11 protein-coding genes are annotated in these 12,846 nt (G+C 74.6%); 7 read left to right on the top strand and 4 right to left on the bottom strand.

Features of this window, described 5'->3' with window-relative positions:
• Positions 1 to 107: 107 nt before the first annotated feature.
• Both PUR61_RS21575 and PUR61_RS21570 read right to left on the bottom strand, forming a co-directional pair.
• Complete coding sequence (locus PUR61_RS21575; RefSeq protein WP_329880856.1) at positions 108 to 1,541, bottom strand: selenium-binding protein SBP56-related protein; 1,434 nt, start codon at positions 1,539 to 1,541, stop codon at positions 108 to 110.
• Positions 1,542 to 1,902: 361 nt separating this feature from the next.
• Entirely contained in the window at positions 1,903 to 2,862 is a 960-nt protein-coding gene (locus tag PUR61_RS21570; protein WP_329880854.1) for an alpha/beta hydrolase, read from the bottom strand.
• Positions 2,863 to 2,973: 111 nt separating this feature from the next.
• On the opposite strand from PUR61_RS21570, the gene PUR61_RS21565 reads away from it, so the two are divergent.
• The 4 genes from PUR61_RS21565 to PUR61_RS21550 all read left to right on the top strand — a co-directional run bounded on the left by PUR61_RS21565 (position 2,974) and on the right by PUR61_RS21550 (position 7,095).
• The gene (locus tag PUR61_RS21565) at positions 2,974 to 3,858 is read left to right on the top strand and encodes a spermidine synthase (protein WP_443035217.1); all 885 of its coding nucleotides are present in this window, start codon (positions 2,974 to 2,976) and stop codon (positions 3,856 to 3,858) included.
• 141 nt (positions 3,859 to 3,999) lie between these two features.
• Positions 4,000 to 4,836 (top strand): class I SAM-dependent methyltransferase, encoded by an 837-nt coding sequence (locus tag PUR61_RS21560; RefSeq protein WP_329880853.1) that lies wholly within the window; start codon positions 4,000 to 4,002, stop codon positions 4,834 to 4,836.
• A 318-nt stretch (positions 4,837 to 5,154) separates the two neighbouring features.
• Positions 5,155 to 5,979 (top strand): DedA family protein, encoded by an 825-nt coding sequence (locus PUR61_RS21555; RefSeq protein WP_329880852.1) that lies wholly within the window; start codon positions 5,155 to 5,157, stop codon positions 5,977 to 5,979.
• 216 nt (positions 5,980 to 6,195) lie between these two features.
• Positions 6,196 to 7,095, top strand: a complete 900-nt coding sequence (locus PUR61_RS21550) for a Gfo/Idh/MocA family protein (RefSeq protein ID WP_329880885.1) — start codon at positions 6,196 to 6,198, stop codon at positions 7,093 to 7,095.
• A gap of 141 nt (positions 7,096 to 7,236) precedes the next feature.
• Here the strand turns inward: PUR61_RS21550 and PUR61_RS21545 are convergent, their stop codons facing one another.
• Complete coding sequence (locus PUR61_RS21545) at positions 7,237 to 8,325, bottom strand: hypothetical protein (RefSeq protein WP_329880851.1); 1,089 nt, start codon at positions 8,323 to 8,325, stop codon at positions 7,237 to 7,239.
• 167 nt (positions 8,326 to 8,492) lie between these two features.
• On the opposite strand from PUR61_RS21545, the gene PUR61_RS21540 reads away from it, so the two are divergent.
• The 3 genes from PUR61_RS21540 to PUR61_RS21530 all read left to right on the top strand — a co-directional run bounded on the left by PUR61_RS21540 (position 8,493) and on the right by PUR61_RS21530 (position 12,269).
• Complete coding sequence (locus PUR61_RS21540; protein WP_329880850.1) at positions 8,493 to 9,533, top strand: phosphotransferase family protein; 1,041 nt, start codon at positions 8,493 to 8,495, stop codon at positions 9,531 to 9,533.
• A gap of 3 nt (positions 9,534 to 9,536) precedes the next feature.
• Positions 9,537 to 10,748: an acyl-CoA dehydrogenase family protein gene (locus PUR61_RS21535; RefSeq protein ID WP_329880849.1), complete on the top strand. Its 1,212-nt coding sequence runs from the start codon at positions 9,537 to 9,539 to the stop codon at positions 10,746 to 10,748.
• A 246-nt stretch (positions 10,749 to 10,994) separates the two neighbouring features.
• Positions 10,995 to 12,269, top strand: coding sequence for an alpha/beta hydrolase family protein (locus PUR61_RS21530; RefSeq protein WP_329880848.1), 1,275 nt, complete (start codon positions 10,995 to 10,997; stop codon positions 12,267 to 12,269).
• Between the two features lie 116 nt (positions 12,270 to 12,385).
• On the opposite strand, the gene PUR61_RS21525 is transcribed toward PUR61_RS21530, so the two are convergent.
• A complete protein-coding gene (locus PUR61_RS21525) occupies positions 12,386 to 12,808 on the bottom strand; it encodes a winged helix-turn-helix transcriptional regulator (protein ID WP_329880847.1) in 423 nt (140 codons plus the stop codon).
• Positions 12,809 to 12,846 lie beyond the last annotated feature (38 nt).

Below are 12,846 nucleotides of genomic sequence, written 5' to 3'. Positions count from 1 at the left end.
GGGCCCTTCGGCACCGCCGCCGGAGGGCCCGCCAACGGCCGCGACACCCCTGCTCGGGGACCGCGAGCGGGACCGCGGCCAGCGACGGGGACCGCGACCGCCCGGGACTACCGGTAGCAGTACGAGTCCGAGGAGGCGTCCCCGCCCGCCAGGTGGGTCTGGTGCACGCGCAGCCCGCGGAACTCCTCGCCGTGCGGGAAGAAGCGCCGGTCCACGGTCAGCCCGCCCGCCTCCGGGTCGGCGTCCAGCTTGACGATCCACGGCTCGATCCCGTCGGGGTAGAACTGGTCGTCCCACGCCCCGTACAGCGAGTTGGTGACGTAGAGCCGCCGACCGTCCCGGCTGATCTCGACCATCTGCGGCGCCCCGCTCAGCGGTCGGCCGGGCTGGGCCGGGTGCGGCGTGCGGGCCGCGACCCCGCCGAGCCGCACCGAGGCCGTGAGCCGCGGGTGGAACGGGTCCGACACGTCGTACTGGAACAGCTCGCCGGTGCCCCAGGCCGAGACGTAGAGCCAGCGGTCGTCGACCGACAGGTTGATGTCCGTGATCAGCGGCGGCACCGCGCCGAACGGCTGGAGGGCCGGCGGCAGGTCCTCGGCCTTGGCCTCCTCGGCGGGTATCTCGATCACCTTCCGTGCCGTGAACGCCTCGCCCTGCCGGTACCAGAGCCAGACCGACGCGGAGAGGTCCTCCACGTTGGTGACCACCCCGGCGAACCCCCACTCCGCCTGCGGATCGTGCGCCGGGCGCAGCTCCAGCACCATCTGGTACTGGTCGCCGAGGTCGATCCGCTGAAGGTGCCGGCCCGAGTCGAGCTCCCAGAAGTGCAGCGCGTGCCCGTACTTGCGACCCAGCAGCAGCTCCGGGACGACGCCGTCCTCGACCATCCACGGGGTGCCCCACTCGCTGGTGACACCCACGTTGGTCCCGAGGTGCCACCACACGTCGTAGGCGAAGTTCTGCGGTCCGCGCTCGGTTTCCCAGGGGCGCAGCACCTCGAAGGTGGTGTGGTCGAGCAGCGCCACCCCGCCGGGCCCGTCCGCGCCCTCCGCCGCACCGAGGCAGGAGAGGAACACGCCGTCCGGTCCGCAGTGCAGCGTGTGCGGCCGCGAGTAGCCCGCTCTCTTCGCGAGCTCCTCCGCCTCGACGGTCTTCACCAGCCGTGGCCGCACCGGATCCGGTCGGGTGTCCAGCACGTGCAGCTTCGACGACCGCAGCCCGGGCAGCAGCAGGTACCGCCGCTCCGGGTTGTCGTGGCAGGCGTGCGCGAGCGCGCTGGAGCAGGCGTTCCACCCGAAGTGGTGCAGCTCGTCACCGACCCCCGGCATGGCGGTGAAGTTGAGGACCCGCCCGTAGCTCGGCGACTCCGGGTCGGCGTCGACGGTGATCAGCGCGTCCGGCTGCTGCGCCGACCGGTCGAACCCGGCGACGTACGCGAGCTTCTCCGGCGGCGCGGCGATCGCCTCGGCGGGCGTGCGGTAGAGGGAGGGGTCGCTGTGTCCGTCCTGGTGGTCGTCGTGCGGGCCGTGTCCGTGCGGCATGCTGGCTCCTCAACTCGCCTTCTCGGCAAGGGAAGTGACAGGGGCCCGGGTAGCCTTCCACAGATTCACGGGCGCACAGCAGGCGCACGGGGGAGCGGGCGGGGGGTATTCCCGTGGCACGGGCTCCGCCATCCGGACGGTCGCGGTCCGCCCGGCCCGCCGCACGCCGGTGCGGCCGGCCCCACGGTCGGCCCTGCGGCCGGGACCGCGGGGGCCGCGCCCGCGCAGACGACTCCGCCGGCACCCGGGCGGGTGCCGGCGGAGGGGGAGGCGCGGAGGCGAACGGGTCACGCGTCCTCGGGCCGCGGGCCGTCGGAGCACGGGGGCCGTCGGAGCGCGAGGGCCGGTGTGTGGCGAGGGATCAGTGCACGGCGAGGGGGAAGTAGGCGTCGAGCCAGCGGTCGAGTTCGGCGAAGACCTGGGTGCGGGCCTTCTCGCCGGAGAGGACGAGGTCGTGCATGCCGCCCTCGATGCGCACGATGGTGACGTGGCGGCCCAGGTGGGGCCCGGCGGCGGCGATGTCGTCGGCGCGCAGGATGGCGTCCGCGTGGTGGAGGGCGTTGTGCCAGCGGGTGGTGGAGATCGAGGCGGTGGAGGCCATCAGCAGGATGGGGACCTCGACGCCGAGGCCGCGCCGCACCTCGCGGTGGCCGCGCTGGACGGCGGCGAGCCAGCCGGCGAACAGAGGGACGCCCTCCGCCGGCTTGAGACGCAGGTCGAAGTCCCACGCGCCGCGGTGGTCCTGGTGCAGGCTGTGCACGTAGTGCGGGTTGAGGGCCGACGGCAGCACGCGGGTCGGGGCGAAGCGGCCGAGGGCGTCCAGGGCGGGGGCGCCGAGGGTGCGGACGGCGGGGGCGGCCGGCATGGAGAGGAAGGGGCTGTTGAGGAAGAGCGCGTCGACCAGCCCGCGCCCGGCGCGGCGGCCGGCCCAGAGGGCGGCGATCAGGCCGCCGGTGGAGTGGCCGTTGATCAGCAGCCGGGTGTGCCCGTCCAGCTCCCGGACGACCCGGACCGCCTCGTCGAGCTCCTCGTCGTAGGCGGCGAGGTCGCGGACGAAGTTCGGGGACTGGTGCGGTCGCAGCGAACGGCCGTACTTGCGCAGGTCGAGCGCGTAGAAGGAGAAGCCGGCGGCGGCGTAGTGGTCGGCCAGGTGGGTCTGGAACCAGTAGTCGTTGTAGCCGTGGATGTAGAGGACGGCCCGGTCCGAACCGGGGACCAGCCGCCGGACGAGCGTGGCGGAGACCTCGCCCTCCTCGTCCGGGCGGAGCGGCAGTTCGGCCGCCTCGTAGGGGGCACCCAGGATGTCTTCGCGGAACTCCATGTCCAGTCGCACCCAATCTCTGCTCGGTATCGCTGCCTCGGGAACCCCGACGATACCGGCCGGTAGCCTCGGGCGTGACGGCGACTCGGGCAAGCCGCCTATGCTGCCGTCATGCCCGAGATGCCCGACACGCCCAGACCGTCCGCGGACGACGACCCCGTACCGGTCGTGCGGCGGACGGACCTCGGGCAGGCCAAGCTGCTGCCCGACATCGACCACGACGGCGGCTGGCTGCTCACCCTGGACGACACCCCGCAGTCCTACGTCGACCTCGGGGACCCGACCCACCTGGAGTTCGAGTACACGCAGCGGTTCGGCCACCTGGTCGACGCGCTCGCCCCGGCCGGGCAGCCGCTGGACGCGCTCCACCTGGGCGGTGGCGCGCTGACCGTCCCCCGCTACCTGGCCGCCACCCGTCCGGGCTCCCGCCAGCGGGTGGTGGAGGTCGACGGCCCGCTGCTCGCGCTGGTGGCGGAGCACCTTCCCTGGCACGGGCCGGGCGCCGACATCACGGCCGTGGTCGGTGACGCCCGGGCGGCGCTCGCGGAGGCCGCACCCGGCTCGCTGGACCTCGTCGTCGCCGACGTCTTCCACGGTTCGCGGACCCCCGCGCACCTGACCTCGGTGGAGTTCCTCCGGCTGGCGTCGGCCGCGTTGCGCCGCGGCGGCTGCTACGCCGCCAACCTCGCGGACGGTCCGCCGCTCGCCTTCGCCCGCGCGCAGGCGGCGACGGTGCGGGCCGTCTTCCCGGAAGCCTGCCTGATCGCGGAGCCGCCGGTGCTGCGCGGGCGGCGGTACGGCAACATCCTGCTCGTCGGCTCGACCGGTCCACTGCCGGTCGCCGACCTGGTCCGGCGGCTGGCCGGCGACATCTTCCCGGCCCGGCTGACCGACGGCGCCGACCTCGCGGCCTTCGTCGCCCGGACGGAGCCGGTGACGGACGCCACCGCCACCGACTCCCCGCCCCCGCCGGAAGGGGCGTTCAGCGTCGGCTGACCGGGCGCGCGTCCCGGGCACGGTGCGCGCGGTCGCGCGGGGCGGCGCGCCGGGGCTTCGCGCGCTCTGTTCACGCCCCCGGCAGTGTCAGAATCGGCGGGTCCGTCCCGGGGTCCGAGGATGCAGAGGAACGACCGAGTGATGAACAGCATGGAACGGCCGGATCTGACGGCGGTCCCCGAGACGGCACTGTGGACGCTCTACCAGCGCTCCGTCGAGGCGCGCAGGCCGGACACGGTGCTGCACGACCCGAAGGCGGTCGAGCTGGTGGACCGGATCGACTACCCGTTCGCCGAGCGCTTCGGAACCAGCGGCGTCCAGGCCCAGCTGCAGGCGCTGCGGGCGGCCTGCTTCGACCGCGAGGTGGCCGACTTCCTGGCCCGGGAGCCGCGCGGCACCGTGGTCTGCCTGGGGGAGGGCCTGGAGACCCAGTACTGGCGGGTCGACAACGGCCGTGCCCGGTGGATCGGGGTGGACCTGCCCGAGTCGGTCGCCCTGCGGGAGCAGCTGCTGCCGCCCGGGCCGCGTCGGCGCTCCGTGGCCGCCGACGTCACCGACCTCGGCTGGGCCGAGGAGGTGGACCGGAGCCGGGCGGTGCTGATCACCGCGCAGGGTCTGCTGATGTACCTGCGGCCGGCCCAGGTGCGGGCCCTGATCGCGGGTTGTGCCGAGCGGTTCCCGGGCGGTTCGCTGGTCCTGGACGCGGTACCGCGCTGGTTCGGCCGGCTCACCCTGAGCGGCAGGGTGCGGACCCGGGGCTACGAGGCGCCCCCGATGCCGTGGGCGATGGACGCGGGCGAGCGGGCCAAGCTGCGCAGCGCCGGTCCTGCGGTGGCCGCGGTGCGGGACGTCCGGCCGACCGGCGGACGCGGACTCGTCGGCGCCCTGCTCCCGATCGCCCTCGCCGTTCCCCCGCTGGCGGACCGCCGCCCCTCGGTCACCGTCGTGGACTTCGCGGACCGCCCCGCGCAGCCGTAGCCGACCGGGTCGTGGGGCCGGGGCCCCGGCCGGTGCCGGGTCGGGGGCGGCTGCACGGGGCCGGCGAGGGTCCCCGGGCGGAGGCGCGGTGGAGGCGCGGTGGGCGGCCCGGTTCCCGGGGACGCCGGAACCGCCGCAGGCCGCCACGCGTCGTAACCAGGGGTGATCGGCCAGGGGGACGGGCCGCCCGGCACGTTAGGCTGCCTTCTCGGGGAGCGGCCTGGTGCCGCCATTCGGACGACGTCGAGACCGGCGCGCGGGCTGCGGACACCTGACCGGGCCTGCCGTGGGTCTCGTCCTGCCACGGAGGTACTGGCCTTGCTGCACATCGACGCCTGGATCGAGGGCGTGCCACCGGGCGCGGTGTATGCCCTTGTAGGTCTGATCATCGGACTGGAGTCGCTGGGCATTCCGCTCCCCGGCGAGATCGCCCTGGTGTCCTCGGCGCTGCTGGCCGCGCGCGGCGTGGTCAGCCCGGTCTGGGTGGCGGTCTTCGCGATCCTCGGTGCGATCATCGGCGACTCGATCGGCTACTCGATCGGACGCAAGGGCGGCAAGCCGCTCTTCGAGAAGCTGGGGCGACGGTTCCCCAAGCACTTCGGCCCGGACCACCTGGCCAGCGCCGAGCGCTCGTTCCAGAAGTGGGGCATGTGGGCCGTCTTCTTCGGCCGCTTCATCGCCCTGCTGCGCATCTTCGCCGGGCCGCTCGCCGGCGCGCTCAAGATGCCGTACTGGAAGTTCCTGATCGCCAACGTCCTCGGCGGCATCGTCTGGGCCGGCGGGACGACCCTGCTCGTCTACCAGGTCGGCAAGGTCGCCGAGCAGTGGCTGTCGAAGTTCTCCTGGATCGGCCTGCTCCTGGCCGCCCTCGGCGGCGCCTTCTCGGCCTGGCTGATGAAGCGCCGCGCCGCCAAGTCCGCCCGGGCCCGTGAGGCGGAGGACGCGGCGGCGGAGGCGGCCTCGGCCGCCGAGGCCCCGATCGGAGCACCGTCGGCGACTGCCGCCGCCACCACGGCCACCACCACCACCACGGCCACCACCACGGCCACCACCACGGTCACTGCCGCCGCCACGGCGACGGCGACCGCACCGGGTGCCGGCGCGCAGACCGCCGCAGCACCCGCCGGGCCCGTCGCGGACTGACCCGCAGGCCAGGGCCGCCGTCGCCCCGGGGGAGCGACGGCGGCCTTCGTGCGACCGGGCACGGACCCGACCGGCCGCGGTACCCGCCGGGCACGGACCCGACCGGGCGGCGGAGTACGGTCGAGCACCATGGCAGTACGGCACAGCACGGCAGCACACGAGATCGACATCGACGCACGACCGAACACCCGCGCACGACCGAGGAGCGAGACCACCATGCGGATCGGACTGCTGGGCACCGGCCCCTGGGCGGAGCGGGTGCACGCACCCGTCCTGGCGGAGCACCCCGCCTTCGAGTTCGCGGGAGTCTGGGGCCGCCGCCCCGAGGCCGCCGCAGCGCTCGGCGCGCAGCACGGCGTCCCCGGCCAGGCCGACCTCGACCGGCTGCTCGCCGAGGTCGACGCCGTCTCCATCGCACTGCCGCCGACCGTCCAGGCGGACCTCGCCGTACGGGCCGCCGAGGCGGGCTGCCACCTGCTGCTCGACAAGCCCGTCGCGCTGACCGTCCCCGACGCCCGCCGGGTGGTCGAGGCGACCGGACGCAACGGCGTCGCCTCGGTGGTGTTCTTCACCGTCCGCTTCGGCGGCGACCAGATCCCGTGGATCGAGGCGCAGGCCGCCGCCGGCGGCTGGTTCACCGGCCGCTCCGACTGGCTCGGCTCGGTCTTCGCCCCGGACTCCACCAGCCCGTACGCGGCCTCCGCCTGGCGCAAGGACAAGGGCGCGCTCTGGGACGTCGGCCCGCACGCTCTCTCCGTGCTGCTCCCGATCCTCGGCGACGTCACCTCCCTGACGGCCGTGGCCGGCCCGCTGGACACCGTCCACCTCGTGCTGCGCCACGTCGGCGGCGCGTCCAGCACCCTGGCGCTCAGCCTCACCGTCCCCGTGGCGGGCGGCGGCACCGGGATGGAGCTGCGCGGCGAGGCCGGCACCGTCCACCTGCCCGAACGCGGCGAGGGCCCGATCGCGGCCCTGCACCGCGCCCTCGACGCGCTCGACGAGTCCGTCCGCACCGGTGAGCCGCACCCCTGCTCAGCCGCCTTCGGCCTGCGGACCGTGGAGATCCTCGCGGCCGCCGAACGCTCCCTCGCCGCAGGCACCACGGTCGCCGTCTGACCACTGGTCCCGCATCCCCCCGCCGCCGCGTGCGCCGGACCCGCAGCAGCGGTCCGGCGCACGCGGCGTTCAGCTCGGGGCGCCGGGATCGCCGAAGCGGCCGGTCCGGGGAAGGGCGGACGCCCTGTCGCGGCCGGGGCGTCAGATGACGTCCGGGCGGCGGTCGGTGGGGCGGGCCGGGGGCACGGTCGGCGCCCGGAAGTCGCGGGGGCCGGTCCAGAGGGCGGGGACGGCGTCGCTGCGGCGGGCGAGCTCGTGGGCGAGGTGCTCGTAGTTGACCCGCCAGCCGCGGAAGTGCGGCCAGGCCTCGGCGGCGGGCCGTTCGTGCGGGAACCCGGCGGCGGCGATCAGGGCGACGGCGGCGTCGAACTCGGTGTAGCCGAGGCGGATCGGCGCCTCGGGGGACGGGTCGGGGTCGAAGTCGACGCGCAGCGAGCGGCCGATGTCGCGCAGCGCGGTGAAGCCGGCCCGCAGGACGAGGCGGGCCTCGGGCGGGGCGGTGCGCGGGGCGATCGCGAGGTGGAGGGCGGCGGCGTCCATGACGGCGGTCAGACCGACCACCCAGCTGCGCTCGGGCTGCGGGGAGCGGAACGAGATGAGAACGGGGTAGTTGGAGTGGCTCTCGCCGAGGTCGGCGGCGAGCCGTTCCCAGTCGCGGTACAGCTGGGGGAGGGCGGTCTCGGTGTCGACCAGTGCCTGCCGGGCGAGCAGTTCGGGACCCCAGGCGGGTTCGCCGGCCCGGGACTGCAGGAGCGTCACCTCCAGTTCGCGGCGGTTGTAGGCGGCGTAGAGGGTGGGGAGGTACGCGATCTGCAGGGCGATCACGAGGGGGCCGCTGGCGGCGGCGAGGAAGTCGATGACGGAAAGGTGGAGGCGGTCGCCGCTGGCGAAGCCGAGGGTCAGCAGGCTGGAGCCGGCCTCGCGGAAGGAGACCGACCAGTCCAGTCGCGAGGTGCCGTGCAGTATCAGCGTGTAGGCGGTCAGCATGGCGCCGAGCCAGACCCCCAGCATGCCGAGCAGCATCAGCGGGGCCAGCCAGGTCTGCGCCCGGTCCTGCGCCCGGTAGGTGCCGAACGGGGCGGCGGTCAGCCGCAGGACGGACCGCAGTGCCCGCCACAGGCCGTGCACCAGGGAGGAGTACAGGCCGCGCGGCACGACCAGCGTGCGCAGGATGCTGCCGATGGTGAGCAGCAGGAGCAGCACGCCGGCCACGGTGTGGATCAACCTCATGGGCACATTGTGGCGGGCGGGTGGGATTGACAGGTGAACGCGGTCGGCTGAATGCTGAGCAAGCGCTTAGTCAGCGGATCGCCGCCAGGCCACCGGGCCGACAGGCCGACAGATCGACAGGCCGGCGAGCCGCCAAGGTCCGCCGACGGCCGACGAGGAGAGAGCCCGTGCCGGAGAACCACCCCGCCGATCCGCCCGGGCTCGACCTGGGCCGGCTCCGCGCCCACCTCGACCGGGTGCTTCCGGGCACGGTGAACGGCCCGCTGCGGGCCGAGCTGATCGAGGGCGGCCGTTCCAACCTCACCTACCGGCTCACCGACGGCCGCTCCCGCTGGGTGCTGCGCAGGCCGCCGCTCGGGCACGTCCTCGCCACCGCGCACGACATGGGCCGTGAGCACCGGGTCATGACTGCCCTGCACGGCACCGGCGTGCCGGTGCCCGCCACGCTCCACCTCGACCCCGGTACGGCGGTGCTCGGCGCGCCCTGGTACCTGATGGCGTACGTGCCCGGCACCGCGCACCGGGACGCGGCGCCGCTCGCGGCACTCGGCGAGGGGCGCGTCCACGCCATCGGCCTGTCGCTGGTGGAGACCCTCGCCGCGCTGCACCGGATCGATCCGGCGGAGGCCGGGCTCGCCGACTTCGGGCGCCCGGAGGGCTACCTGGAGCGGCAACTGCGCCGCTGGTCCACCCAGCTGGACGCCTCGCGCAGCCGCGACCTGCCCGGCATCGACCGGCTGCACGAGCTGCTCGTCGCCCGCCGGCCGGTCTCGCCGGCCCCGGCGCTGGTCCACGGGGACTACCGGCTCGACAACGTGCTGATCGACGACGGGGACCGGATCGCGGCCGTCCTGGACTGGGAGATGTCCACCCTCGGCGACCCGCTCACGGACGTCGGCCTGCTGGTGATGTACACCCAGCTCGCCGGTGCCGGCGGTGGCCTGATCCCCGGCGCCGCCACCGCCCCGGGCTTCCCGCCGGCCGGTGACCTGGCCGCCCGGTACGCCGGGGCGACCGGACGGGACGCCGCCGACCTCGACTGGTACGTCGCCTTCGCCTCGTACAAGCTCGCCGTCGTCGCGGAGGGCATCCACTACCGGTTCCGGCAGGGCAGCACCCTCGGGGCCGGGTTCGAGCGGGCCGGCACCATGGCGCCCGTCCTCGTCGAGCACGGCCTCACCACTCTCGAAGCACCCCAGGAGCGCTGAACGATGGACTTCGCCCACGATGACCGGACCCTCGAACTCGTCGACCGGCTGACGGAGTTCATGGACCGCCAGGTGTACCCGGCCGAGTCCGTGCTGGCCGCCCAGCTGGCCGACCCGGACCGTCCCGCCTGGGCGGTGCCCCCGGTCGTCGCCGGCCTGCGGGCGGAGGCCAGGAAGCAGGGCCTGTGGAACCTCTTCCTCCCCGGCGAGCACGGCGCCGGCCTCACCAACCTCCAGTACGCCCCGCTCGCCGAGATCACCGGGCGCAGCCCCCAGCTGGCCCCGCCCGCCCTCAACTGCGCCGCGCCCGACACCGGGAACATGGAACTGCTGGCCCAGTTCGGCACCGCCGAGCAGCGCGAGCGGTGGCTCGAACCGCTGCTCGACGCCGAGATCCGCTCCGCCTTCGCGATGACCGAGCCCGACGTCGCCTCCTCCGACGCCGCCAACATCGCCACCCGGATCGAACGCGACGGCGACGACTACGTGGTCAACGGCCGCAAGTGGTACATCAGCGGAGCGATGAACCCCGAGTGCCGGATCCTCGTCGTGATGGGCAGGACCGACCCGGAGGCCGAACCGCACCGCAGGCAGAGCATGATCCTCGTGCCCCGAGACACCCCGGGCGTGACCGTCCGGCGCGGCATGACCGTCTTCGGCTACGACGACGCCGAGCACGGCGGGCACGCCGAGATCGACTTCGAGGACGTCCGGGTCCCCGTCGGCAACCTGATCGGGGAGGAGGGCTCCGGCTTCGCGATCGCCCAGGCGAGGCTCGGGTCCGGCCGGATCCACCACTGCATGCGGGCGATCGGCACCGCCGAGCGCGCCGTCGAGCTGATGTGCCGCCGCACCCTCGACCGGGTGGCCTTCGGTCGTCCGCTCGCCGAGCAGGGCGTGATCCAGGACTGGATCGCGGAGTCCCGGGTCCGGATCGAGCAGTTGAGGCTGCTGGTGCTCAAGACCGCCTGGCTGATGGACACCGTCGGCAACCGCGGCGCGCACACCGAGATCCAGGCCATCAAGATCGCCACGCCGCGCACCGTCGAGTGGATCCTGGACAAGGCCGTCCAGGCGCACGGCGCGGCCGGGGTCGGCCAGGACACCCCGCTCGCGCAGCTGTGGGCCGGCAACCGCACCCTCCGTCTGGCGGACGGGCCGGACGAGGTGCACAAGCGCTCGCTGGCCCGGCGGGAGCTGAAGCGGTACCGGTGAGCCCCGGCCTGAGGAGCCGGCGCAGGCACGCACCGGTGCCCGCCTGCGCCGTCCGGGTGCCGTGCGTCGCGCATCCGCGCAGGTCATCGGATGTCATACCCGGGTAGCACCCGGCGGGTTGGCTCCGCGGTATGACGCCCCCCGCCCCGCCCGGCCCGTACTGTCGCGGTACGGGCCGGCCGGTCGGCGGCGGTCCCACGGAACGGGGAGCGGGGAGACATGCGCAAGCGGGGACACGGAGGGGGCGTGCGGACGGGGATCGCCGCCGTACTGGTGGCCGCGACGGCGACGGCCGTCCTGGGCGCGGGGGCGGTGGCCCCGGCCGCGGCGGCGGCGCCGTCCGCCGCGGAACGCCAGGCACGGGCCTGGCTGCCCAGGCCCGTCGGGCCGTACGCCGTCGGGACCACCTCGCTGCGACTCACCGACGCCGGGCGGCAGGACCCGTGGCAGCCGGACCGCGCCCGCGAGCTGATGATCAGCCTCTGGTACCCGGCCACCCGTCCGGTGTCCGGGAACGAGCAGCCGGCCCGCTACATGGTGCCGCGTGCGGCCGAGCACTTCGGGGGTACGGGCGGCGCGTCCGTCTTCAACTACGGTACGGAGCCCGGCCGCACCGATTGGTCGGGGGTCCGCACGCACGCCCGGCAGGACGCGCCCGCGTTGCCCGGAGCCGGCCCGCGCCCGGTGGTCCTGTACTCGGCCGGGCTCGGCGACCCCCGGACGTGGGGCACCGGTCTGGTCGAGGACCTCGCCTCGCGCGGCTACGTCGTCGTCACCGTCGACCACACCTACGAAGCCTCCGAAGTGGCCTTCCCCGGGGGCGCCCTGGCCACCTCGGTGCTCCCGGCGATGGTGGGCCGACCCGGTCTGGACATCGGCGCGCTGCTCCGCAAGGCCCTGCAGACGCGGGTCGACGACACCCGCTTCGTCCTGGACGAGCTGGGCGCGCTGCGGACCGACGGGCGGCTGCCGGCGGCCCTCGCGGGCTCGCTGGACCTGGGCCGGGTGGGCATGGTCGGCCACTCGGCCGGAGGGTTCACCGCGGCCCAGAGCATGCACGACGACCCGCGGATCAAGGCCGGCGTGAACATGGACGGTCAGCTGCACTTCCCCGGCCCGGACGGGACGGGGGTGCACCTGAGCAGCGTGGCCGAGAACGGCCTCGACCGCCCGTTCCTGCTGATGGGCACGGGCAGCCCGGACTCCGGCGACTACCGGAACCAGCCCGGCTGGGCCTCGTTCTGGCAGCACACCCGGGGCTGGAAGGCCGACGTCACCCTGACCGGATCCCGGCACGGCTCCTACACCGACGCCCAGTCCCTGCTGCCCCAGCTCGCCCGGCAGGGCGCCGTCTCCGCGGAGGCCCTGCGCGGCGACGTGGGCGAGGTCCGCCCCGACCGCGCGGTGCTCGCCACCCGGTCCTACGTCGCCTCGTTCCTCGACCGCTGGTTGCGCGGACACGACGACCACCTGCTGGACGGGCCGTCGCCGAGGTTCCCGGAGATGGAGTACGCGCGCTGACCCTCCGCGCGTACCGCGGCCGGGCCGGGCCGGGGGGCGGGCCGGGCGGGGCGACCGCCGTCCGGCCTCGTGCGCCGTTGCGGTCCCGTCCGGCCTCGCGCGGTGCTCCCTGCGGGCTACCGGATGTCCGAGTCCGGGTTGGCGGCGTCCCAGTCCTGCCGTGACGCGACGATCGAGTCGTGGTGGTCGTAGGACCAGTCCACCATGGCGCGGACCAGGTGGGTCAGGCTGTGGCCGACGGGCGTCAGCTCGTAGTCCACCTGCGGGGGGACGGTCGGATGGACCGTCCTCGACACCAGGCCGTCCCGTTCCAGCCGGCGGACCGTCAGCGTCAGCATCCGCTGCGAGATCCCCGGAACGGCGCGCTGGAGTTCGCGGAACCGCCGTACGCCCCGGGCGAGTTCGACGACCACCAGGACGGACCACTTGTCGCCGAGCCGGTCCAGCAGACCGCGGATGCCGCAGTCCACGCCGTCCTCGCACCAGACCACCGGACGGGCGGTGGCCGGGGTGGTTATGCCGGTGTGCCCTACTGACATGCAAGTGCCTCCTTACGCCGAACGCCCAGGTTATCGAG

It is taken from the genome of Streptomyces sp. BE20, from assembly GCF_036322525.1.
In the GTDB taxonomy this organism is placed as follows: domain Bacteria; phylum Actinomycetota; class Actinomycetes; order Streptomycetales; family Streptomycetaceae; genus Kitasatospora.
This window is presented reverse-complemented; position numbering and strand designations above follow the sequence as displayed.